23 protein-coding genes and 1 pseudogene are annotated in these 20,765 nt (G+C 70.9%); 12 read left to right on the top strand and 12 right to left on the bottom strand.

The window, feature by feature from the left end:
* The first annotated feature begins 349 nt into the window (after nucleotides 1-349).
* The 3 genes from AC3EUV_RS27825 to AC3EUV_RS27815 all read left to right on the top strand — a co-directional run bounded on the left by AC3EUV_RS27825 (nucleotide 350) and on the right by AC3EUV_RS27815 (nucleotide 3,119).
* Nucleotides 350-1,321 carry an ABC transporter substrate-binding protein gene (locus AC3EUV_RS27825; RefSeq protein ID WP_432144637.1) on the top strand — a complete coding sequence of 324 codons (972 nt, stop codon included), beginning with the start codon at nucleotides 350-352 and terminating at the stop codon, nucleotides 1,319-1,321.
* Nucleotides 1,322-1,383: 62 nt separating this feature from the next.
* Nucleotides 1,384-2,313: an amino acid ABC transporter permease gene (locus AC3EUV_RS27820; protein WP_435604145.1), complete on the top strand. Its 930-nt coding sequence runs from the start codon at nucleotides 1,384-1,386 to the stop codon at nucleotides 2,311-2,313.
* Between the two features lie 53 nt (nucleotides 2,314-2,366).
* A complete protein-coding gene (locus AC3EUV_RS27815) occupies nucleotides 2,367-3,119 on the top strand; it encodes an amino acid ABC transporter ATP-binding protein (RefSeq protein ID WP_387244287.1) in 753 nt (250 codons plus the stop codon).
* 76 nt (nucleotides 3,120-3,195) lie between these two features.
* Here the strand turns inward: AC3EUV_RS27815 and AC3EUV_RS27810 are convergent, their stop codons facing one another.
* On the bottom strand, nucleotides 3,196-3,957 hold the full coding sequence (locus AC3EUV_RS27810; RefSeq protein WP_435604144.1) for a class I SAM-dependent methyltransferase: 762 nt from the start codon (nucleotides 3,955-3,957) through the stop codon (nucleotides 3,196-3,198).
* Between the two features lie 94 nt (nucleotides 3,958-4,051).
* On the opposite strand from AC3EUV_RS27810, the gene AC3EUV_RS27805 reads away from it, so the two are divergent.
* Nucleotides 4,052-4,717 (top strand): CGNR zinc finger domain-containing protein, encoded by a 666-nt coding sequence (locus AC3EUV_RS27805; protein WP_432144639.1) that lies wholly within the window; start codon nucleotides 4,052-4,054, stop codon nucleotides 4,715-4,717.
* On the opposite strand, the gene sodX is transcribed toward AC3EUV_RS27805, so the two are convergent.
* Complete coding sequence (gene sodX / locus AC3EUV_RS27800) at nucleotides 4,621-5,085, bottom strand: nickel-type superoxide dismutase maturation protease (RefSeq protein ID WP_432144640.1); 465 nt, start codon at nucleotides 5,083-5,085, stop codon at nucleotides 4,621-4,623. The two genes, AC3EUV_RS27805 and sodX, sit on opposite strands and share 97 nt — an antisense overlap.
* 196 nt (nucleotides 5,086-5,281) lie before the next feature.
* Here sodX and sodN point away from each other — a divergent pair, with 196 nt between their 5' ends.
* Nucleotides 5,282-5,677 (top strand): superoxide dismutase, Ni, encoded by a 396-nt coding sequence (gene sodN / locus AC3EUV_RS27795; RefSeq protein ID WP_030085982.1) that lies wholly within the window; start codon nucleotides 5,282-5,284, stop codon nucleotides 5,675-5,677.
* 142 nt (nucleotides 5,678-5,819) lie between these two features.
* On the opposite strand, the gene AC3EUV_RS27790 is transcribed toward sodN, so the two are convergent.
* Nucleotides 5,820-7,106, bottom strand: a complete 1,287-nt coding sequence (locus tag AC3EUV_RS27790) for a cation:proton antiporter (RefSeq protein WP_435604143.1) — start codon at nucleotides 7,104-7,106, stop codon at nucleotides 5,820-5,822.
* Between the two features lie 145 nt (nucleotides 7,107-7,251).
* Nucleotides 7,252-8,211, bottom strand: coding sequence for a LysR family transcriptional regulator (locus AC3EUV_RS27785; protein ID WP_432144642.1), 960 nt, complete (start codon nucleotides 8,209-8,211; stop codon nucleotides 7,252-7,254).
* A 219-nt stretch (nucleotides 8,212-8,430) separates the two neighbouring features.
* Here AC3EUV_RS27785 and snpA point away from each other — a divergent pair, with 219 nt between their 5' ends.
* Nucleotides 8,431-9,096 carry a snapalysin gene (snpA, locus tag AC3EUV_RS27780; RefSeq protein ID WP_432144643.1) on the top strand — a complete coding sequence of 222 codons (666 nt, stop codon included), beginning with the start codon at nucleotides 8,431-8,433 and terminating at the stop codon, nucleotides 9,094-9,096.
* A 233-nt stretch (nucleotides 9,097-9,329) separates the two neighbouring features.
* Here the strand turns inward: snpA and crcB are convergent, their stop codons facing one another.
* The 4 genes from crcB to AC3EUV_RS27760 all read right to left on the bottom strand — a co-directional run bounded on the left by crcB (nucleotide 9,330) and on the right by AC3EUV_RS27760 (nucleotide 11,441).
* Nucleotides 9,330-9,704, bottom strand: a complete 375-nt coding sequence (crcB, locus tag AC3EUV_RS27775) for a fluoride efflux transporter CrcB (protein WP_432144644.1) — start codon at nucleotides 9,702-9,704, stop codon at nucleotides 9,330-9,332.
* The gene (locus AC3EUV_RS27770; RefSeq protein WP_432144645.1) at nucleotides 9,701-10,087 is read right to left on the bottom strand and encodes a DUF190 domain-containing protein; all 387 of its coding nucleotides are present in this window, start codon (nucleotides 10,085-10,087) and stop codon (nucleotides 9,701-9,703) included. The genes crcB and AC3EUV_RS27770 overlap by 4 nt, the downstream gene beginning before the upstream one ends.
* Entirely contained in the window at nucleotides 10,084-10,521 is a 438-nt protein-coding gene (locus AC3EUV_RS27765; protein ID WP_432144646.1) for a fluoride efflux transporter FluC, read from the bottom strand. Before AC3EUV_RS27765 ends, AC3EUV_RS27770 begins: the two co-directional genes overlap by 4 nt.
* A 194-nt stretch (nucleotides 10,522-10,715) precedes the next feature.
* Nucleotides 10,716-11,441, bottom strand: a complete 726-nt coding sequence (locus AC3EUV_RS27760; protein WP_432144647.1) for a protein kinase domain-containing protein — start codon at nucleotides 11,439-11,441, stop codon at nucleotides 10,716-10,718.
* A gap of 389 nt (nucleotides 11,442-11,830) precedes the next feature.
* Between AC3EUV_RS27760 and AC3EUV_RS27755 the strand changes: the two genes are divergently transcribed.
* Complete coding sequence (locus AC3EUV_RS27755) at nucleotides 11,831-12,058, top strand: hypothetical protein (RefSeq protein ID WP_432144648.1); 228 nt, start codon at nucleotides 11,831-11,833, stop codon at nucleotides 12,056-12,058.
* A gap of 15 nt (nucleotides 12,059-12,073) precedes the next feature.
* A pseudogene (locus tag AC3EUV_RS27750) lies at nucleotides 12,074-12,175 on the top strand (NUDIX domain-containing protein); the annotation flags it as partial.
* A gap of 116 nt (nucleotides 12,176-12,291) precedes the next feature.
* Here AC3EUV_RS27750 and AC3EUV_RS27745 read toward each other — a convergent pair.
* The 3 genes from AC3EUV_RS27745 to AC3EUV_RS27735 form a co-directional block, all read right to left on the bottom strand.
* The gene (locus AC3EUV_RS27745; RefSeq protein WP_432144709.1) at nucleotides 12,292-13,377 is read right to left on the bottom strand and encodes a magnesium and cobalt transport protein CorA; all 1,086 of its coding nucleotides are present in this window, start codon (nucleotides 13,375-13,377) and stop codon (nucleotides 12,292-12,294) included.
* Nucleotides 13,378-13,494: 117 nt separating this feature from the next.
* Nucleotides 13,495-13,641: a hypothetical protein gene (locus tag AC3EUV_RS27740; protein ID WP_432144649.1), complete on the bottom strand. Its 147-nt coding sequence runs from the start codon at nucleotides 13,639-13,641 to the stop codon at nucleotides 13,495-13,497.
* 52 nt (nucleotides 13,642-13,693) lie between these two features.
* On the bottom strand, nucleotides 13,694-15,349 hold the full coding sequence (locus tag AC3EUV_RS27735; protein WP_435604142.1) for an MFS transporter: 1,656 nt from the start codon (nucleotides 15,347-15,349) through the stop codon (nucleotides 13,694-13,696).
* Nucleotides 15,350-15,495: 146 nt separating this feature from the next.
* Here AC3EUV_RS27735 and AC3EUV_RS27730 point away from each other — a divergent pair, with 146 nt between their 5' ends.
* The 4 genes from AC3EUV_RS27730 (at nucleotide 15,496) to AC3EUV_RS27715 (ending at nucleotide 20,501) form a co-directional block, all read left to right on the top strand.
* On the top strand, nucleotides 15,496-16,488 hold the full coding sequence (locus tag AC3EUV_RS27730; RefSeq protein ID WP_435604141.1) for a helix-turn-helix transcriptional regulator: 993 nt from the start codon (nucleotides 15,496-15,498) through the stop codon (nucleotides 16,486-16,488).
* A gap of 77 nt (nucleotides 16,489-16,565) precedes the next feature.
* Entirely contained in the window at nucleotides 16,566-18,833 is a 2,268-nt protein-coding gene (locus tag AC3EUV_RS27725; protein WP_435604140.1) for a heavy metal translocating P-type ATPase, read from the top strand.
* Nucleotides 18,834-18,992: 159 nt separating this feature from the next.
* Nucleotides 18,993-19,931, top strand: a complete 939-nt coding sequence (locus AC3EUV_RS27720) for a beta-ketoacyl-ACP synthase III (protein ID WP_432144653.1) — start codon at nucleotides 18,993-18,995, stop codon at nucleotides 19,929-19,931.
* A gap of 147 nt (nucleotides 19,932-20,078) precedes the next feature.
* Nucleotides 20,079-20,501, top strand: a complete 423-nt coding sequence (locus AC3EUV_RS27715) for a VOC family protein (protein WP_432144654.1) — start codon at nucleotides 20,079-20,081, stop codon at nucleotides 20,499-20,501.
* Nucleotides 20,502-20,514: 13 nt separating this feature from the next.
* Here the strand turns inward: AC3EUV_RS27715 and AC3EUV_RS27710 are convergent, their stop codons facing one another.
* On the bottom strand, nucleotides 20,515-20,748 hold the full coding sequence (locus AC3EUV_RS27710) for a hypothetical protein (RefSeq protein WP_042148548.1): 234 nt from the start codon (nucleotides 20,746-20,748) through the stop codon (nucleotides 20,515-20,517).
* Between the last annotated feature and the right edge of the window lie 17 nt (nucleotides 20,749-20,765).

The raw sequence follows: 20,765 nt of genomic DNA, 5'->3' as shown, positions 1-20,765 counted from the left end.
CTGACGGGCGCGAGCCCCGACGAGTCAGATTCATTACTCTCGGGTTCAGAGCTCCGACAATAACGGCGAAATACACAAAAAACCCAGAAGAGCCCGCTCTGTACCGTCCGGATTCCGAGATGCCCGGAGCGGACCCGCCCGTATCGGGCAGTTCACCGGCGGGACAGCTCCCGTGCGGCATCCGGCCGCCACCCCGGCGTCCCCGTCCGTTATCCGATTTTGACCTGAACGACAGTCCGAATACCGGAGTCCGGATGGCAGGATTCCGTCACCAACCGAGGTCGCGACGCCCAAAGGTGTGCCCCGGCCCTTTTGTCACGTCGGCTTCTCCATCCGCAGGAGGCTCAGCATGACCGCAAGCACCACCCGTCGCACGGCCGCCGGCAGGTCTCGTACAGCCGTGGCCGCAGCGACCGCGGTCGCCGCCTCGCTGCTGCTGCTCAGCGCCTGCGGCGACCAGACGAACGAGGCCATCGCCAAGCGCGAGGCGAAGAAGAGCCGCAACGTCAATGCCCCGCTGTTCAAGACGCTACCCAAGGACGTCCAGGAAAAGGGCTTCCTCCAGGTCGGCTCGGACATCACCTACAAGCCGGTGGAGTTCCGCTCCAACGGCAAGATCGAGGGCATCGACCCGGATCTCGCGGCGGCGATGAGCAAGGAGCTGGGCATCAAGCTCAACTTCAACAACGCCACCTTCGACACCCTCATGGGCGGTCTGAAGTCCAAGCGCTACGACATCGCGATGTCGGCGATGACGGACACCAAGGAGCGCCAGGAGGGCATCGACAGCAACACCGGCAAGAAGATCGGCAAGGGCGTCGACTTCATCGACTACCTCAACGTCGGTGTCTCGCTCTACACCCGCAAGGGCAAGACCAACGGCGTCGACGGCTGGGAAACCCTGTGCGGCAAGAAGATCGCGGTGCAGCGCGGCACGGTCTCGCACGACCTGGCCAAGGACAAGTCGAAGGCCTGTGAGTCCAACGACTCGGAGCCGATCTCGATCGAGGCATTCGACAACGACTCCGAGGCCCAGACCCGGCTGCGTACCGGCGGTGTGGACGCCGTCTCCAGCGACTACCCGGTCGCGGCGTACGCGGTGAAGGTCTCCGGAGGCGGCAAGGACTTCCAGATGGTCGGCGGCGCGCCGCTGAAGGCGGCCCCGTACGGCATCGCGGTCCCCAAGGGCCAGGAGAAGCTGCGTGACGCGCTGAAGGCCGCCGTGGAACGCGCGATCAAGAACGGCTCGTACGCCAAGGTCCTGGACAAGTGGGACGTCAAGGACGCCGCGGTCAAGAAGGTGCAGCTCAATGGCGGCTGAGCCGCCGCCCGCCGCCCCGTCCGCTCCGCGCACCTCCCGCCGAATGCTGAAAGGCAACACCCGTGTCAGTTGACGTCGACAAGTCGGCCCAGCCGCCGGCAGATGCTCCGCCGCCCCAGTCCCTCAAAGCCATCCCGGTACGCCATTACGGACGCTGGGTGGCGGCGATCGTCGTCATCGGGCTGATCGCTCTGCTCGGCAGGGCCTTCGCCACCGCGGACGTCAACTGGGACGCCATTCCCCAGTACATGTTCAACGCGGACATCCTCAAGGGCCTGCGCAACACCCTGCTGATCACCGTGCTCTCGATGATCATCGGCATCGTGGGCGGCGTCATCCTGGCCGTGATGCGCCAGTCCAAGAACCCGGTCACCTCGACCGTCGCCTGGTTCTACGTCTGGTTCTTCCGCGGCACGCCGGTCTATGTCCAGCTGTTCCTCTGGTTCAACCTGGGCCTCGTCTTCCAGTACATCGACATCATGCCGATCTACAAGGACGAGTGGTCGGACTTCATGACCCCGTTCCTGTGCGCGCTGCTGGGCTTGGGCCTCAACGAGGCGGCGTACATGGCGGAGATCTGCCGGGCCGGCCTCAACGCCGTCGACGAGGGCCAGACCGAGGCGGCGCACGCGCTGGGCATGAGCCACGCCAAGACGCTGCGCCGGATCATCGTGCCGCAGGCGATGCGGGTGATCGTGCCGCCGACCGGCAACGAGGTCATCAACATGCTGAAGACCTCCTCGCTGGTCATCGCCGTCCAGTACTACGATTTGCTTCAGGCGGCGCAGAACGTCGGGCGGGACTCCGGCGTCGTGGTCGAGATGCTGATCCTCGCGGCCGCCTGGTACCTCATCGCCACCACGGTGCTCAGCATCGGGCAGTACTACCTGGAGCGCTACTACGCCCGTGGCTCCAGCCGCCAGCTCCCGCTCACTCCGCTCCAGCGCGCCAAGGCAAAGCTGTCCGGCGGCTTCAACCGTGGAGGGGTCTAATGACCGCCAGCAAGCTCACGACGACCAAGGCCGCGGGCAGCAGCGGCGGCCCAATGGTCAAGGCCGAGGGCGTCCACAAGTCCTTCGGCGCGGCCCACATCCTCAAGGGCATCGACCTGGAGGTCGCGCCGCGGGAGGTCTTCTGCCTGATCGGCCCGTCCGGCTCCGGCAAGTCGACGTTCCTGCGCTGCATCAACCACCTGGAGAAGGTGAACGCCGGGCGGCTGTCCGTCGACGGTGAACTGGTCGGCTACCGCGAGCACAACGGCAAGCTCTACGAGCTGCGCGACAGGGAGGTCGCCGCCCGCCGCCGGGACATCGGCATGGTCTTCCAGCGCTTCAACCTCTTTCCGCACATGACCGCGATCGAGAACGTCATGGAGGCGCCGATCCAGGTCAAGGGCGAGTCCAAGGCCGCGGCGCGGGAGCGGGCGGTCAAGCTCCTGGACCGGGTCGGCCTGGCCGACAAGGCGGGGAACTACCCCTCACAGCTCTCCGGCGGCCAGCAGCAGCGCGTCGCCATCGCCCGTGCGCTGGCGATGGAGCCGAAGCTGATGCTCTTCGACGAGCCGACCTCGGCCCTCGACCCGGAGCTGGTCGGTGACGTCCTGGACGTCATGAAGGACCTGGCCGCGGACGGTATGACGATGATCGTCGTGACCCATGAGATGGGCTTCGCCCGGGAGGTCGGCGACTCGCTGGTCTTCATGGACGACGGTGTGGTGGTCGAATCCGGCCACCCGCGCGAGGTCCTCGGCAACCCGCAGCACGAGCGGACGAAGTCGTTCCTGTCGAAGGTGCTGTAGGGCGGCAGATTCCGGAGCGCGCCGTCGCGGTGGAGGGTTCCACCGGGACGGCGCGCTCCGTTGTTGCCGGGCCGGGCTACTTCAGGCCCAGTACCAGGGCGTCGGTGGGCGAGGCCCACACCGGCCGGGCCTCCGCGACGCCGCCGTCGCGCAGCACGGCGGCGTGCCACGCGGCCGACGGGGTGTCGCCGTCGGCATGCTCGCCGTAGATCTCGAAGCGCTCGGCGGTCGGCGCGGCCAGCCGTGGATCGGCGGCCGCCAGCTGCCACCACTCGGCCCAGTCCACGGCGCCGGCCGCCTTCGCCGCCCCCATGCGCGCATGCCGGAAGGCCCGCTCGGCGGCGTTGATCCGCGGGGTGCCCTCCTCGGGCATGTGGTCGGCGTTCAGGAAGACCCCGCCGTCCCGCACCAGCGTGCCGAGCTGCCCGTAGAGCGCGCGCAGATCCTCGGTGTGGAGCCAGTGCAGCGCGGTGGCGGTGAGCACCGCGTCGTAGGTGTCGTGCGGCAGCTTGTCGGTCCACCGCGGGTCCTTGAGATCGGCCCGTACGAAGCGGACCCGGGGCTCGCCTTCGAAGTACCCTTCCGCGATGGCCAGCAGCGCGGGATCCAGATCGACGCCCACACTCACGGCCTCGGGGAAACGCTTCAGCAGCCGGTCGGAGATACTGCCCGTGCCGCATGCCAGATCCAGTACCCGGGGCGCGGGACCCACCAGGGCCTCGACCATGTCCAGCATCACCCGGAACCGCTCCTCGCGGTCGGGGAGGTACCACTCCTGCTGGCGGTCCCAACTGTTCTGCCAGGCTTGCCAATCGGCGCCGACGACGGTCTCGGTCATCGCTTCCCCTCCAGGCCGTAATACCCTCGTAGCGAGGACACCCCTTACTACGAGCATGCATCCGTACCCTAGCCTCCGCCCGTAAGGACTACAAGTGGAACTGGCCTATTACTCGGACTATGCCGTGCGACTGGTCAACACCGAACAGCCCGAGCGCGGCACCGACACCCTCACCTCCGTCGAGGTCGTCCGGGAACTCTTCGGTCCCGCCCAGCAGGCCGCCCGGCGCGCGACCGACAGCGACGTCACCAGGCTGCGCACGGTCCGCGCCCGGCTGCGCGCCGTCTTCGAGGCCGCCGACGCCGGTGACGAGGTGCTGGCCGTGGACCTGCTCAACGCCCTGATGATGGAATTCCCGGTCAGCCCGCAGATCTCCGGCCACGAGCGCCGGGACGATGGGGGCACCTCCCGCTCGAGCGGAGCCGAGAGTGGGGGAGGCCGCCCCGACTGGCACATGCACATCGCCGATCACGCCGCCAACGCGACCGCCGGCTTCACTGCGACCGCGTGCATGGGGCTGGCCTTCCACCTCACCGAGCTCGGCGTGGACCGGCTGGGCATCTGTGAGGCGCGGCCCTGCCGCAACGTCTACCTGGACACCTCGACCAACCGCTCCCGGCGCTACTGCTCCGACCGCTGCGCCACCCGCGCCAATGTCGCCGCCTACCGCGCCCGCAAGCGCCTGGAGAGCGAACGCGCGGCCCGTACCGGCCGGACCGACGAGACGACCCAGGACAGCACCCCGGCGACCGACCGCTGAATGTCCCGCGGCGGCCGCACCCGGATCCAGGCGCGGGCGATGACCAGTTCATCCGGAACCACCCCGAATTCCCGGCTGTCGTTCTCGACGAACGGATTGTCCCCCTGGACCCACCAGCCGCCGTCGCGCCGCTGCACGGCCCGCTTGACGATCAGCAGATCCTGCCGGAACGGATGCCGCAGCACGACCACGTCACCGGGCCGCACCACCGCCCCGTACCGCACCACCAGCTGGTCGCCGGGCTGGAGCGTCGGCACCATCGACGGGTTGTACACCTCGGCCAGCCCGAAGGCGCGAAGCAGGCCGCCCCGCTCCTGCCCCGCGTCCGCGTCCCGCTCCGGCTCGCGCTCGTGCACCCGCTCCGGCATCCCGTACCTCCCGCTCCGACCCTCCCCCGGACTCCGTCCGGGGGCACCCCCGTCTCGCTTCGCCCACCGGCCCATCCTCCAACAGTCCCAGCGTGACACCGGACTTTTGCCCTAAGACCCCCGGCCCGCCCGAGAAAAGCCTTCCCGCACCGAGTAATCTCGCACCTGAGAAGACGATCACGAGGAAGGACTGAACATGCTTTCCCGCCTGTTCGCCCCCAAGGTCAAGGTCAGCGCGCACTGCGACCTGCCCTGTGGTGTGTACGACCCCGCCCAGGCCCGCATCGAGGCCGAGTCGGTCAAGGCCGTCCAGGAGAAGTACCAGGCCAACGAGGATGCGGACTTCCGCACCCGCGCCGTCCTGATCAAGGAGCAGCGCGCCGAGCTGGCCAAGCACCACGTCTCGGTGCTGTGGAGCGACTACTTCAAGCCCCCGCACTTCGAGAAGTACCCGGAGCTGCACCAGCTGGTCAACGACACCCTCAAGGCGCTCAGCGCCGCCAAGGGTTCCAACGACCCGGCCACCGGCCAGAAGGCGCTGGACTACATCGCCCAGATCGACAAGATCTTCTGGGAGACCAAGAAGGCCTGACCCCGGCACAGGCGGACCCGCGGCTTCGCGGGTGGCCCAGCCGATCTGTCCGCACCCGGTCCGCATACCGCCGAGCACGGCGGCCATGACGGAGCGGGTGCGGTCTTCTTTTGCCCGGCGCGAGTAATAGCCCTGTGCGCCCTCACGACACGGACGGACCGCCCCCGCGGCGCAGGTGCCGGAAACCGCCCGCCGCCATGCCTCTGACCGGCAGGTCCTGGGGCGGGGTGCCGGCCGGGGCCGGCACCCCGGCCTTCGCGCCGTAGCGGTTCGCCAGCGGCGCGGAAGTGAGGCCGTGGGCGAGGACGCTGAGGAGGACGGTGCAGGCGATCACCGGGAGGACCTGGCGGGCCCCTTCGGGGGTGAGTTCCTCGACCGCGAGCAGGCCGAAGATGATCGAGGCCAGTCCGCGGGGGCCGAACCAGCCGATGAACCCCACCGTCCGGGCGTCCAGCCCGCTGCCGGCCAGACACAGCGCCACCGGCACCATACGGATCACCGTCAGGCTCAGGACGGCGTAGACCACGGCCTGCCAGGTGACATGGGCGAACACATCGGGAAGCAGCACGGCGCCGAAGACCAGCCATACCAGGACGGAGAGCAGCGCCCCGGACTGCTCGACGTACAGCAGCACCCGCGGGGGCGCACCGTGCGTCGTGCCGAACGCCAGGCCGGCGACGAAGGCGGCGACGAAGCCGTTGCCGCCGATCGCGAGGGACGAGGTGTAGCTGAGGAGGGAGAGGGCCAGGACGCCCGCGCCGGCGAAGTCCTCAGCGGCCCAGCCGTTGCGGAGGGTGGTGCGCAGCAGCCAGCCGGCGGCCAGCCCGAGCACCGCGCCGTACGCCGTGCCGATGGCCAGCTCCACCAGGGCATGGCCGGCGGCGTCCGGCCCGGCCTGGTGTTCGGCCGCGGACACCCCGGCCAGGGCGAGCACCACCAGCGGTGTGACGATGCCGTCGTTGAGGCCGCTCTCCACGTTGATGACCCGGCGGATCTTCGCGGGTACCACGGGGTTGACCATCATCGTGGCGCCGAGCGCGGCGTCCGTCGGGGCGAGTGCGGCGCCGACGTAGAGGGCGGACCAGCCCGAGACACCGGGCAGCAGGACGGCCGCCAGCAGCGCGCCGAGGCCCACGCACAGCGGGAGTCCGATCCCCAGCAGCCGTACGTAGAGCCCGAGTTCCGGGCGCAGGGCGCGGAAGGAGAGCCGCGCGGCATCGGTGAACAGCACCCAGACCAGGGTGATCTCCGCGAGCGCCTTGACCGTCTCGTGCGGGAGGGCGAGGTCGAGGACCCCGGTGCCCTCGCCCAGCAGCAGGCCCAGCAGGACGAAGGCGGCCGGCGCGGTGAGCTCGTAGCGCTCCATCCGCCGCGAGCACAGGCACCACAGGAACACCAGAAGCAGAACCAGGGAAAGGGTGCTGTCCACGGGGTCTCCAGCCTTGGCCGCGCCGGCGCTCGGACCTCCCACTCTCGGCCATCCCCACGCCGCCCGGCCGCTCCGGGAAGACCGGGCCCGCGCCTTTCACACGGTTGGCGGCAGGGGCGACGGCGGCCCGGGGCGCGTGGGAGCCCTAGGAGCCGACCGGCAGCGGCCCGTCGTGCCGGACCAGCCACGCCCGGTAGGCGTCGCTCGCCCAGGCGATCTCCATGTACGAGGCGGTCAGGTCGGCGAACAGGTCGTCCGCCGGGGCCGCGGGGGTGTCGTCCTGGCGGCAGGCCATGAACAGGCGGACGGCCAGCGGATCGCCGTACAGGGGGCGGATCGCCATGCCGTGGCGGGAGCGGGCGGTCGGCTGGCAGGGGGTGACCACCTCGCCGGCCGTGACCAGATCCACCGTGGTGAGGTAGTCGCCGTGCACGACCCGGGGGTTGATTCCGGCCGCGGCCCAGATGCGGCGCAGTCCGGCCCATTCGCCGTCCACGGTCGGGTCGACCATCCACTGGTCGCCGGCGAGATCCGCCACCCGGATGACCTCCTGGGCGGCCGCCGGGTGGGAGTCCGCCAGGGCGATGAACTGCGGTTCCCTGGCGATGAGTTCATGTTCGGCCAGGCCGTCGGGGACCCGCAGCGGGGAGCCCTCGACCTCGTGGACGAAGGCGGCGTCGAGCTGCCCGGTCGCGACCATGTGCAGCAGGGCGTTGGCGGACACATCGGTTCTTATCGTGGTGTCCGTCTGCGGCAGCCGTACCCGTAGCCTGCGCAGCCAGCCGGCGACGGCCGGGCTGTTGGTGCTGCCGATATGCAGCCGGGTGCCCTGTTCGCGCTGCGAGGCCGAGGCGACCTCGTCAAGAAGTGCCCGCATTTCGGCCACTATCGGCCGGGCCCGGCACAGCACCGAATGCCCCAGCGGGGTGGGCCGGCTGCCGCTCGGTTCGCGGAAGAAGAGCTGGCCGCCGAGGGCTTTCTCGATGCGGTGGAGCTGGGTGGTCAGGGAAGGCTGGGTCATGCCGAGGTGCCGGGCAGCCTTGCGTACGCTGCCGGTGTCGGCGATGGCGCACAATGCGCGAAGATGCCTTACCTCGAGCTCCACGTCCGGAGCATAACGACGTCGGCATACGTGACACCAGACTCTCAAACCTGTCTGAACTCCCTTTTTTTGCGCAGGGTATTGGCTGACGCTATCGCCGCCTGACATCTCCGTCTTCCGGGTGAACTCCGTCCAGACTCAACGGCACCAAGAAATCCGCAGGGCCCCGGTCGCCGCCCCACACGGCGACCGTACGGCCCTCGGAAATTAAGGAGCCCCCACATGAGATCTCCCAAGACGGCGCTGTCGGCGGCGCTCGGTCTGGGCCTCGTCGCCGCGCTCGCAGCCGCGGCGCCGGTTTCGGCAGCTTCCCCCTCCCCCACCAACTCCTCCCACAGCACCGCCGCTTCGATCGCGGCGTACAACGGCTCGGCCGCCGAGAAGGCGGATACCAAGGCGTTCTTCGAGGCCGTGATCAAGTCGGCCAAGGCCAAGATGAAGGCGCACCCGCACGCGGCCTCGGTTACCGTCACCTATGACGCCAGCAAGGCCCCGAAGTTCGCGGACCAGATAGCGCAGAGCGCCTCCATCTGGAACGGCGCGGTGCAGAACGTCAAGCTCCAGGAAGGCAGCGGCGGCGACTTCGAGTACCGCGAGGGCGACGACCCGCGCGGCTCGTACGCCAGCACGGACGGGCACGGGAAGGGCTTCGTCTTCCTGGACTACGCCCAGAACCAGGAGTACAACTCCACCCGGGTGACCGCGCACGAGACCGGCCATGTGCTGGGCCTGCCGGACCACTACGAGGGCCCGTGCAGCGAGCTGATGTCCGGCGGCGGCCCCGGCACCTCGTGTCAGAACGCCAACCCGGACGCGAACGAGCGCGCCAAGGTGGACCAGCTCTGGGCCAACGGCCTGGCGGGCATCCGCTTCGGCAAGGTCTCCTGACCTCCCCGACGGTCCCGCTGACGTAACGAAGTCCGGCGGCGGCCCGCGGACCTGACCGAGCTGACGGTGGCCGGGTCCGCGAACGACTTGGGGGCTGTCGAGTGCCGGAACCTGGCGGCCGGCCCTCGTACCCCACCAGCCCTCGCATCGTGCGCCGCCCCCGCGGTGGGGCTCCCCCCGGAGCCCCACCGCTTTCGTCTGCCGCAAGGCCGCCGGGCCGCAAGGCCGCCGGGTCAGCCCCACAGCGCCCGGGCGGCGGCCACCCCCGCGAACGCGGCCGCGAGCCCGGCCGCCACACTCGCCAGGGCGTTGGCGGCGGCATAGCCCCGCGCCCCGTCGGCCGCCAGCCGGAGCGTCTCGTACGAGAAGGTCGAGTAGGTCGTCAGGCCGCCGCAGAGGCCGGTGCCGAGCAGCAGTTGGGCGTGCGAGGAAGCTGCGCCGACGGCGACCGCGCCGGTCAGCAGGCCGAGGATCAGCGAGCCGACGACATTGACGGTGAACGTCCCCCAGGGGAAGACCGTGTCGTGCCGGGACTGCACATAGCGGTCGGTGAGATAGCGCAGCGGCGCCCCGACCGCCGCACCGGCCACCACCAGCAGCCAGTTCACCCGCGACCGCCCTCCGCCGCAGCCGGACCGTCCGTGCGCGGGTAGCTGATCCGCTCGCACGGGTCGAGGGTGACCAGGCCGCCGCCCGCGAGGAGTTCGTCCAGCTGCGGGAGAAAGGCGCGGATCCGTTGCTCGGTGTCGACGATGACGACCGCGACCGGCAGCTCCTCGCTCAGCGACAACAGCCGCTGGGTGTGGACGAGGGAGCCGGCGCCGAAGCCCTCGATGCCGCGGAAGACGCTGGCCCCGGCCAGTCCGGCTGCGCGGGCGCGGTGCACGATCTCCGCGTACAGCGGCTTGTGGTGCCAGCCGTCCTGTTCGCCGACAAAGACGGTGAGCCGGAGCGCCGGGGTGCCGCCGGGGTGTGCCGTGCCGTGTGTCATACCGTCCGCCGCCTCAGTTCGAGAAGTGCCCGGGTGCCGGTCACCGCGCCCCATACGGCCGCGAGCGCGCCGAGCAGGGTGCCCGCGAGACAGGCCATGGCCTGGGCGGGGTGCCGGGCGTCGATCAGCCGCTGGATGTCCACGGCGTAGGTGGAGAAGGTGGTGAAGCCGCCGAGGATGCCGGTGCCGAGGAACGGACGCAGCAGCCGGTGGGCCTGCCGGACCTCGGTGACCAGCACCATCAGCACGCCCATCAGCGCACAGCCGACGACATTGACGGCCAGGATCGTCCAGGGGAAGGAGCCGTCCCCGGTAGGCCAGAGGAGGGCGGCGCCGTAACGGGCCGCGGCGCCGATGCCGCCGCCCGCGGCCACCACACCGATCACCGGCCACTGCCCCCGCCAGGGGGCCGCCCGGCGGCGTCGCTGGTCCATGTGTCTCCCGAGATCATCGGCGATCTCAGGCTACCGCCGCTCCGCTGCGGGTGCCGCGGCGGGCGGTGGGGGTGTGGATGGCGGGGCGGTGACGTGCTTCCGCTGTCGCTGGGCATCCGTGCAGCTCAGACAGTTTCAGATCCTGCTCGGCGGGATCCGTGATCGCAAGGTGATCCCGTCATCGACTCGCCCTCTCAGAGCATGCCGTGGAGGGCTGCGCACACTTCGGTGCTGGTCGGCCGCAGCAATGGATCGCGGCTCATCATGCCCTCAATCAGGGGCCCGAGCGGCCCCGGTACGTTGATCGGCCGATGGGGCTTGTCGACGATGGCTTGCCGCTGGTCCTTGCGGTCGGCGTCGTCCGGATAGGAGACGTGCCTCCATCCGGTGGCGGCGAGGAACCACGACGCGCCCAGCGCGTACACGTCTGCTTCCTGCGTCGGCACAGCGGTACCCGTCGCCAAGATGCTCTCGGAGATCTCCGGCGCCTCGTAGTGGACCAGACAGCCCCGATAGCTGAAGTCATAGGACTCGGGGATCACGCCGCCCCGGGCAAGCGCCAAGTCAATGAGGGCCGTCCTGGTGGGGCCGATGACGAAGTGGTTGGGCTGCACGTCGCCATGCGCCCACCCGGCTTCATGCAGAGCGGCCAGCGCGGCGGCACACGAAAGCGCTTCGGCAAGGTCGGGCTCCCGCGGCTCAGTGGGGTGCCGGGAAGGCTCCCACAGCGCAAAGAGCGATTCACCGTCCCGCCATGGCTGCACGCTCCAGGTCCCCTCCTCCCACTCCCCGAAGCGGACCTCTTCGGGAATGAGCTGCCGAAGAATGACCGCCTCTCGGGCAGGTGCCAGCGCCGTCCATGCGTGCGTCCGGCTGCGATAGCCCAGCTTGACCGCGCATCGGCCGGTGGTAGTCCGCACGTCCCAGACCGTGGAGCCGCGCCGGTTGACAACGAGGCGGCGGCTCAGCGGTCCTACAGCGTCTTCGACGTGGGCGGGGAGATCAAAGGGACCTTGGCCGGGCATCGTTGTGTCCTCTCGGTGGTTCGTCACCTGAACGAAGAAGTCGCCCGCCGCCTGGTGGACGCGACCAGCGGACCGCAGGTCTTCGCCGCGGCCGCCGCACTCAGTGAGATGGCCGGCTGGATGGCGCATGACTCCGGCCGGGAAAAGCCTCGCTCGCGAGTGAGAGTGCCCTCGCTTGCCGGGACATGGAACGGTATGAGGAAGCACTGGTGCACGCTCAGCGGACAGTGGCGCTCAGGGAGTCAGTAAGAGCACGATCGCTCGCGTTGAGTCACATCAACCTCGTGACAATCCATGTCCACCGCGCCGATTGGGACGCCGTGGTGCACTTCGGGGTGGGGTTACTGACCGCGAATCCGTCGCTCGGTTCGGTCCGTGTCGTCAATCAGCTCGCCGACCTTCGGTGCACGCTGGAGGGCCACCGGAACTACCGGCCCGTGCGCGACTTCTTGGCACAGTTCGACGCCTCAGCAAAGACGCGGATTCCTCGCCGACATCTTGACGCCCCGTAGCGAAGGCACCTCTCCATGACACCCACTCCCGAAGAGCCGGACGCCTGGTATGCCTACCTCGCGGAAGGGAATGCCCGGCAAGCCCGCAAGCGAGTCGCTGCCGATGTGCTGTTGCGGCATGGCACCCCGCTTCGTGGCGGCCACAGAGGCACTGACCCGCGGCATCCCCCACTACCTGCACAACGGGTCTGCGCTGCCGTAGCCGCCCGCCAGAGGCGTCAGGCGTGTCCGCCCTAAAGCCAGCCGTTCCGCTTGAAGCCGCGGTGGATCACCCAGCAGATGGCCACGGTCACGCTCATCACCAGCGGATAACCGAAGGTCCAGTGCTTTTCCGGCATATGGTCGAAATTCATGCCGTAGACACCGCAGACCATGGTCGGTACGGCCAGGATCGCGACCCAGGCGCTGATCCGGCGCATGTCCTCGTTCTGGGCGACGGTGACCTGGGCGAGATGGGCCTGGAGTATGGAGTTGAGCAGTTCGTCGAAGGACGTGATCTGCTCGGTGACCCGGTCGAGATGGTCGGCGACATCCCGGAAGTACGTCTTGATCCGCGGGTCGACCTCGGACATCGACTGGGTCGCCAGCTCCTGCATCGGCCGGTCCAGGGGGGCCACCGCGCGCTTGAGTTCCAGCAGCTCGCGCTTGAGCTGGTAGATCCGGCCGGCCCCGCCGCTGCCGCGGATGGAGAAGACCTCGCTCTCGACGTCGTCGATGTCGTCCTGGACGGCGGAGGTGACATCGAGGTAGTCGTCCACGACGAGGTCGGCGACGGCGTGCAGCACGGCGGACGGGCCGATCGCCAACTGCTCGGGGTTGCTCTCCAGTTGCTCGCGCAGCGGGCCCAGTGAGCCGTGCCCGCCGTGCCGCACCGTGATCACGAAGTCGGTGCCGGTGAAGACCATGATCTCGCCGGTCTCGACGACCTCACTGGTGTCGGTGAGCCGGTCGTGATCGACGTAGCAGACGGTCTTGAAGACGGTGAAGAGCGAGTCGTCGTAGTGCTCCAGCTTGGGCCGCTGATGGGCGTAGACCGCGTCCTCGACGGCGAGCGGGTGGAGCCCGAACAGCTCGACAATTCCGGCGAATTCCTTCTCGGACGGCTCATGCAGCCCGATCCAGACAAATCCCCGGCCGGTCTTCCGGACCCGGCGGATCGCCACATCGGCCGGGTGGTCGCCCTTCTGCCGCACGCCGTCCACGTACACCGCGCAGTTCACCACGGCGGTGCCGAGCGGCGACCGCGCAGGGTGGCTGAGGTCGACTCCCCGGTGACGCGGCTGCGGCAGCCGGACGGCCTTGCGGAGGTTGCTGATCATCGACACCCGGCCAGTATGGCAAGCCGGAGGCCGCGAACGGTACGGCGAAGCGGCCGTTTTTACGCAGCGGACCGGGGCGGTGGCCCCGGGTCGCGCGGTGTGTTCCGGGGTCCCCGGCTAAGCGTGCGGCCCCACGCCGACCCTGCCGATCGTCAACTCCGCGGTGCCCTGGAGGATTTCGCCGACCCGCCGCACCTGGGCGTCCAGGGCGCGCCGCTGCCGGGCGGTCAGCGGTGTCAGCGGCTCGACCGTGAGCTGAATCATCCGGCGGCCGGAGCGGCGCTGGTGCGCGGCGGCCCCGGCGCGGGGCCGTTCGTCAGGAGACCAGGGCGGGCCGCTCCTCCGCCCCCACGCCGTCCCGGTCCGTCCGCTCCGATACGTCCGGCGCGTCCGGCGCGTCCGGCGCGTCCGGTGCGTCCGGCGCGTCCGGTGCGTCCGGCGCGTCCGGTGCGTCCGGCGCGTCCGGTGCGTCCGGTGCGTCCTGGGCCGCCACCGCGGGCGACCGCCGCGGCAGCAGGAACAGCAGCCCGAAGATGAGGACCAGGCCGCCGGAGATCCACCACAGGGCGTGGGTCGTCGCGTCGACGAAGGAGGGGGCGAGGGCCGCGGCCGCCGCGCCCCGCGTCTCCCCCGTACCGCCGACGACCCCGAAGAAGGCCACCGACGACAGGCCGAGACCGAGTGCCATGCCCAGTTGGCCGGTGGTGTTGAAGATGCCGGAGGCCGATCCGGAGTGCTCGGCCGGGACCTCGGAGATCGCCGCGTCGGTGATCGGGGCGACGATCAGGCCCATCCCGCCCCCCATCAGCAGCATCGCCGGGGCCATCTGCCAGGACTCCAGGGCGGTGCCGTAGTGCCCGGCCTCCCAGAGGTAGAGCAGCGCACCGCAGAGCATGGTCAGCGCACCGGCCTGGAGCACCGCACGGCCGAACCGCGGCACCAGCTTCTGTACGGACAGCCCGGCCGCGGCGGAGCAGGCGAGCGAGAACGGCACCCCGGTCAGCCCGGCGTGCAGCGGGCCCCAGCCCAGCCCCAGTTGCATATGGAGCGTCCAGACCAGGAAGAACAGGCCGCTGACGACGCCGAAGGTCAGCTGGACGCCGGCGCCCGCCGCGAAGGTCCGCACCCGGAAGAGGGCGAGTTCGACGAGCGGTGAGCCGTCCCTGCGGGCCTTGATCCGCTCGTAGCGGACGAAGAGCGCCAGGACGAGCGGGCTCGCGGCCATCGATACGAAGCCCCACCACGGCCAGCCGGACTCGCGTCCCTGGGTGAGCGGGTAGAGCAGCATCAGCAGGCCCACGGTGGCCAGCGCGGTGCCGGGGAGGTCGACCCGCAGGGCGCGCGGGGCCCGGGACTCGGTCAGGAAGTGGCGGCCGAGGAGCAGACCGGCGATCCCGACCGGCAGATTGATCAGGAAGATCGGGCGCCACTCCAGTCCGAGCAGATCGCCCTCGGTGAGCAGGGCGCCGATCAGCGGGCCGCAGACCGCGCCGAGTCCGACCACCGCGCCGAACATCCCGAAGACCTTGCCGCGTTCGCCCGCCGGGAAGCTGACGTGGATGATCGCCAGCACCTGCGGCACCATCAGCGCGGCCATCGCGCCCTGGAGCACCCGTGCGCCGACCAGCATCCCGGGGCCCGCCGCGATGCCGCACAGCGCGGAGGCGAGCGTGAAGCCGCCCATGCCGAGCAGGAACAGCTTCTTGCGGCCGTAGATGTCACCGAGCCGGCCGCCGGTGATCAGCCCGAGGGCGAAGGCGAGGGAGTAGCCGGCGGTGACCCACTGGACGGCGCTGAAGCCCGCGCCGAGGTCCCGCTGGATGCTCGGGACGGCGATATTGACGATGGTCGCGTCGACCAGGTCCATGAAGCTCGCGGTCAGCAGGACGGCGAGCGCGATCCACCGTCTGCGGGCGGCCGGCGCGGGGGCCGGGACGGCCGCCTCGGGGGCCGCGGGCACGGTCGTGGCCATGGGCGTTCTCCAGGGGAACCGGTGCGGAAGGAAGGGGTAACGGACGCCGGGCCGCCGGGCGGTGGCCGGCCGGGGCGTCGAGGTCTTCGACACTAGGCCCGATATAGGACAGCCCCGGTCCTACTGGGAACGCCATCATCGGTCCCATGAGTGAGACATCGGCGCGACTGCTGAATCTGCTGTCCCTGTTGCAGACCCCGCGCGAATGGCCCGGCAGTGAGCTGGCCGGGCGGCTGGGGGTCACCACCCGGACGATCCGCCGCGATATCGACCGGCTGCGCGAGCTGGGCTATCCGGTGCACGCCACGATGGGCGCGGAGGGCGGCTACCGGCTGGCGGCGGGCGCCGCGATGCCGCCGCTGCTGCTGGACGACGACGAGGCGGTGGCCATCGCGGTCGGTCTGCGCTCGGCCGCCGGGCACACCATCGAGGGCATCGAGGAGGCGTCCGTACGGGCGCTCGCCAAGCTGGAGCAGGTGCTGCCGGCCCGGCTGCGGCGGCGGGTGGGCACGCTCGGCACGGCCACCGTCGCGCTGCCGTACGGCGACCACCCGACCGTCGACCCGGAGCATCTGACCGTGCTCGCCGCGGCGATCACCAACCATGAGCGGCTGCGCTTCCGTTACCGGGCCGGGGCCGGCGCCCGCAGCAAGCGCTTGGTGGAGCCGCACCGCCTGGTCGCGGCGGGGCGCCGCTGGTATCTCGTGGCGTACGACAACGACCGCGAGGACTGGCGGATCTTCCGGGTGGACCGGTTGAGCGAGCCGTTCCCCACCGGCGTCCGCACCCCGCCGCGCACCCTGCCGGCCGCCGACGCGGGCAGCTATGTACGGGAGCGGATGCAGGGGGCGGCCGCGACGTACCGGGCGGTGGCGACCGTGTACGCACCGGCCGCGGAGGTGGCCCCCCGGCTGGGCGGCGCGGCGGCCGGCGAGCTCGAACCGGCCGGCGAGGCGTCCTGTCGCTGGCGCAGCAGCCCCGAGGCGCTGGAGTGGCTGGCGGTCCGGCTGGCCCTGCTGGGGCACGAGTTCACCGTGCACGAACCGCCGGAGCTGGTCGCGTATCTGCGGGCGATGGGCGGCCGGGCGCAGCGGGCGGCGGGCGAGGACGGGCACGAGGACAAGGGCGCGACGTCGTGACGCCACGCCGGGAATACCCTAGGGGGGTATATGGTTGACGCCGGAGACAGGCACTCGCAGCAGACCGAGGAGCAGGTATGACCACCGTGATCGGAGCGCACGGCGTCGAGTTGGAGATCGGCGGGATGACCTGCGCCTCGTGCGCCGCCCGCATCGAGAAGAAGCTCAACCGCATGGAAGGCGTCACCGCCACCGTCAACTACGCCACCGAGAAGGCGCAGGTGACGGTCGCGGAGGGCAGCGCCGTCGCGGCCGCCGATCTGATCGCCACCGTGGAGCGGACCGGCTACACCGCGACGGTCCCGGAGCCACCGGCCGCCGAACCCTCCGGCGGCGAGGCCGGGGACACCGCGGACGACCGGGACGACCCGGCGCTCGCCGCGCTGCGTCAGCGGCTGCTGGTCTCCCTCGTGCTGACCGTCCCAGTGGTGCTGATGGCGATGGTGCCGCCCCTTCAGTTCACCAACTGGCAGTGGCTCTCGCTGACCCTGGCCGCCCCGGTGGTCGCGTACGGCGCCTGGCCGTTCCACCGGGCCGCCTGGACGAACCTGCGGCACGGCGCCGCCACGATGGACACCCTGATCTCCATGGGCACCCTCGCGGCCCTGGGCTGGTCGCTGTGGGCGCTGTTCTTCGGCACCGCGGGCATGCCCGGCATGACCCACCCCTTCGAGCTGACCCTTGCCCGCACCGACGGCAGCGGCGCGATCTACCTGGAGGCCGCGGCCGGGGTCACCACCTTCATCCTGGCCGGCCGCTCCTTCGAGGCGCGCGCGAAGCGCAAGGCGGGCGCGGCGCTGCGGGCGCTGCTGGAGCTGGGCGCCAAGGACGTCGCGGTACTACGGGACGGCCGTGAAGTCCGCGTCCCCGTCAGCGCGTTGCACGTCGGGGACCGCTTCGTCGTACGGCCCGGCGAGAAGATCGCCACCGACGGGAAGGTGGTGGAGGGCGCCTCCGCCGTCGACGCCTCGATGCTCACCGGTGAGTCCGTGCCCGTCGAGGTCTCCCCCGGCGACACCGTCACCGGTGCCACCGTCAACGCGGGCGGCCGGCTGGTCGTCGAGGCCACCCGGGTCGGCGCCGACACCCAGCTGGCCCGTATGGCGCGGCTGGTCGAGGACGCCCAGAACGGGAAGGCCGCGGCACAGCGGCTGGCCGACCGGATCTCCGCGGTCTTCGTCCCGCTCGTGATCGCGCTCTCCCTGGGCACCCTCGGCTACTGGCTCGCCACCGGCCACGGCGCGGTGGCCGCCTTCACCGCGGCCGTCGCCGTCCTGATCATCGCCTGCCCGTGCGCCCTGGGGCTGGCCACCCCGACGGCGCTGATGGTCGGCACCGGACGCGGCGCCCAGCTCGGCATCCTGCTCAAGGGCCCCGAGGTGCTGGAGTCGACCCGCCGGGTGGACACCGTCGTCCTGGACAAGACCGGCACGGTCACCACCGGAGTGATGACGCTGACCGCGGTCCATCTCGCCGAGGGAGAGACGGAGCCCGAGGCGCTGCGGCTGGCCGGCGCGCTGGAACACGCCTCCGAGCACCCCATCGCCCGCGCCGTCGCCGCCGGGGCCGAGGCCCGGGGCGCCACCCTGCCCACCCCGGAGGACTTCGTGAACGTCCCGGGCCTGGGCGTCCAGGGAGTGGTCGACGGCCATGCCGTCCTGGTGGGCCGCGAGCAGCTGCTGCACCGGTGGAGCCAGTTCCTCCCGCCGGAGCTGGCGGCCGCCAAGGCCGCGGCAGAGGCCGAGGGCCGTACCGCGGTCACCGTCGGCTGGGACGGCGCGGCGCGCGCGGTGCTGGTCGTGTCCGACGCGGTCAAGCCCACCAGCGCCGAGGCGGTGCGCCGGCTGCGCGCCCTGGGACTGACCCCGGTCCTGCTGACCGGCGACCACGAGGCCGTGGCGAAGGCGGTGGCCGCCGAGGTCGGGATCGACGAGGTGATCGCCGAGGTGCTCCCCGAGGACAAGGTCGCGGTCGTCGCCCGGCTCCAGTCCGAGGGCCGCTCGGTCGCCATGGTCGGGGACGGCGTCAACGATGCGGCCGCACTGGCCCGCGCCGACCTGGGGCTGGCGATGGGCACCGGCACGGATGCCGCGATCGAGGCCGGCGACCTCACCCTCGTACGGGGCGATCTGCGCGCCGCGGCGGACGCCATCCGGCTGGCCAGGGCGACGCTCGGCACCATCCGGACCAATCTGTTCTGGGCCTTCGGCTACAACGTCGCGGCACTGCCGCTGGCCGCGGCCGGCCTGCTCAACCCGATGATCGCCGGGGCCGCCATGGCCTTCTCCTCGGTCTTCGTCGTCGGCAACAGCCTGCGGCTGCGGCGCTTCCGGGCGCTGTCGTGACGGGCAGGGGGCCGGGCCCGGTACCAGGGGCCGCCACACCCCGGTTCTGACAACTGTCTCCAGTTCTGGCGACCGAACATTGGTAGTTCACGCAGCCGCCGGGCGGCACCGAGGGGTGAGACTGGTGGGCATACCGACCACCCACGTACAGGGGAATTCATGACCGGGTCACGCGTCCTGGCTCTCGGCCATTACCAGCCCTCCGGCGTGCTCACCAACGACGACCTCGCCAAGATCGTCGACACCGACGACGCCTGGATCCGCAGCCGGGTCGGCATCCGTACCCGCCATGTCGCCGCCCCGGACGAGACGGTGGACTCGATGGCGGCCGCCGCCGGGGCCAAGGCCCTGGCCGCCAGTGGCCTGGCCCCGCAGGACATCGACCTGGTGCTGGTCGCCACCTGCACGGCCCACGACCGCAGCCCGAACGCCGCGGCCCGGGTCGCCGCCCGGCTCGGGCTGCCCTCCCCCGCCACGATGGACCTGAACGTCGTCTGCTCCGGCTTCACCCATGCGCTGGCCACCGCCGACCACGCCATCCGGGCCGGCTCCGCGACCCACGCCCTGGTCATCGGGGCGGAGAAGTTCACCGACGTGGTCGACTGGACGGACCGCTCGACCTGTGTGCTGGTCGGCGACGGGGCGGGCGCCGCGGTGGTCGGCGCCGCGCCGGAGCCGGGGATCGGCCCGGTGCTGTGGGGCTCGGTGCCGGAGATGGGCGCCGCGGTCCGTATTGAAGGCGAGCCGGCGCGGTTCGCCCAGGAGGGCCAGACCGTCTACCGCTGGGCCACCACCCAGCTGCCGGCCATCGCCCGCAAGGTCTGCGAACGCTCCGGGATCACCCCCGCCGATCTCGCCGGTGTGGTGCTGCACCAGGCCAACCTGCGGATCATCGAGCCGGTCGCGGAGCGGATCGGCGCGGTCAACGCGGTGGTCGCCAAGGACGTCGTCGACTCCGGCAACACCTCCGCGGCCTCCGTCCCGCTCGCCCTGTCCAAGCTGGTCGAACGGCGCGAGATCGCCTCCGGCGCCCCGGTCCTGCTGTTCGCCTTCGGCGGCAACCTGTCGTACGCGGGACAGGTCATCCACTGCCCGTGAGGCGGGCCGGATCGGCGGGTGTCCGGGAGACGGGCGGGATCGGCATTCGTCTGTGAAACGGCTGGCCCCGCCGCTGTCCGTGCGGCAAGCCGGCCCCGCGTCCGATTCGTTCAAGACGCGGCCCGGCGGCCTGCCTACGCTCGCCGTATGACCACTTCACCGTCCCCCGCCACCCCCTCCGTCCCGCGGTTCGCGGCCCTCGGCATGGTCGTCGCCGACATGCCCGCCGCCCTCGCCTTCTACCGCCGCCTCGGCCTGGACATCCCGGCCGACGCGGACACCGCCCCGCACGCCGAGGCATCGCTCCCCGGAGGGCTGCGGCTGATGTGGGACTCCTACGAGACCGCACGCGCCATCGACCCGGACTGGACCCCGCCCCAGGGCGGCACCCCCACCGGGCTGGCCTTCGAGTGCACCGGCCCCGCCGAGGTCGACAAGCTCTACGCGGAGCTCACCGACGCCGGCTACACGGGCGAGAAGCCGCCATGGGACGCCTTCTGGGGGCAGCGCTACGCCGTCGTACAGGACCCGGACGGCCATGGGGTCGACCTGTTCGCCCCGCTGCCCTAGGAGGTGGGTACGCCTAGCCGATGTCCCCGGGGTGCTCACGCAGGTACATCGCGCCGCAGCTGTGGCAGAAGGGCTCCCCCTGGGGCGTGCCCCAGACCTCGGCCGTCTGGGTGGCGGCTGCCGGAGCCAGTTCCCGTCCGCACATCGCCGTGGTGCCGTCCAGCCGCACCATGTGCCAGATCTTCACCGGCGTGTCCGCATGCGGCAGAACGCCTTCCTCGTACTCAGCGCGCATCTCGTGCTCCATGGCGGTGCACCTCCTAC

Source organism: Streptomyces sp. bgisy130, from assembly GCF_057708345.1.
This window is presented reverse-complemented; position numbering and strand designations above follow the sequence as displayed.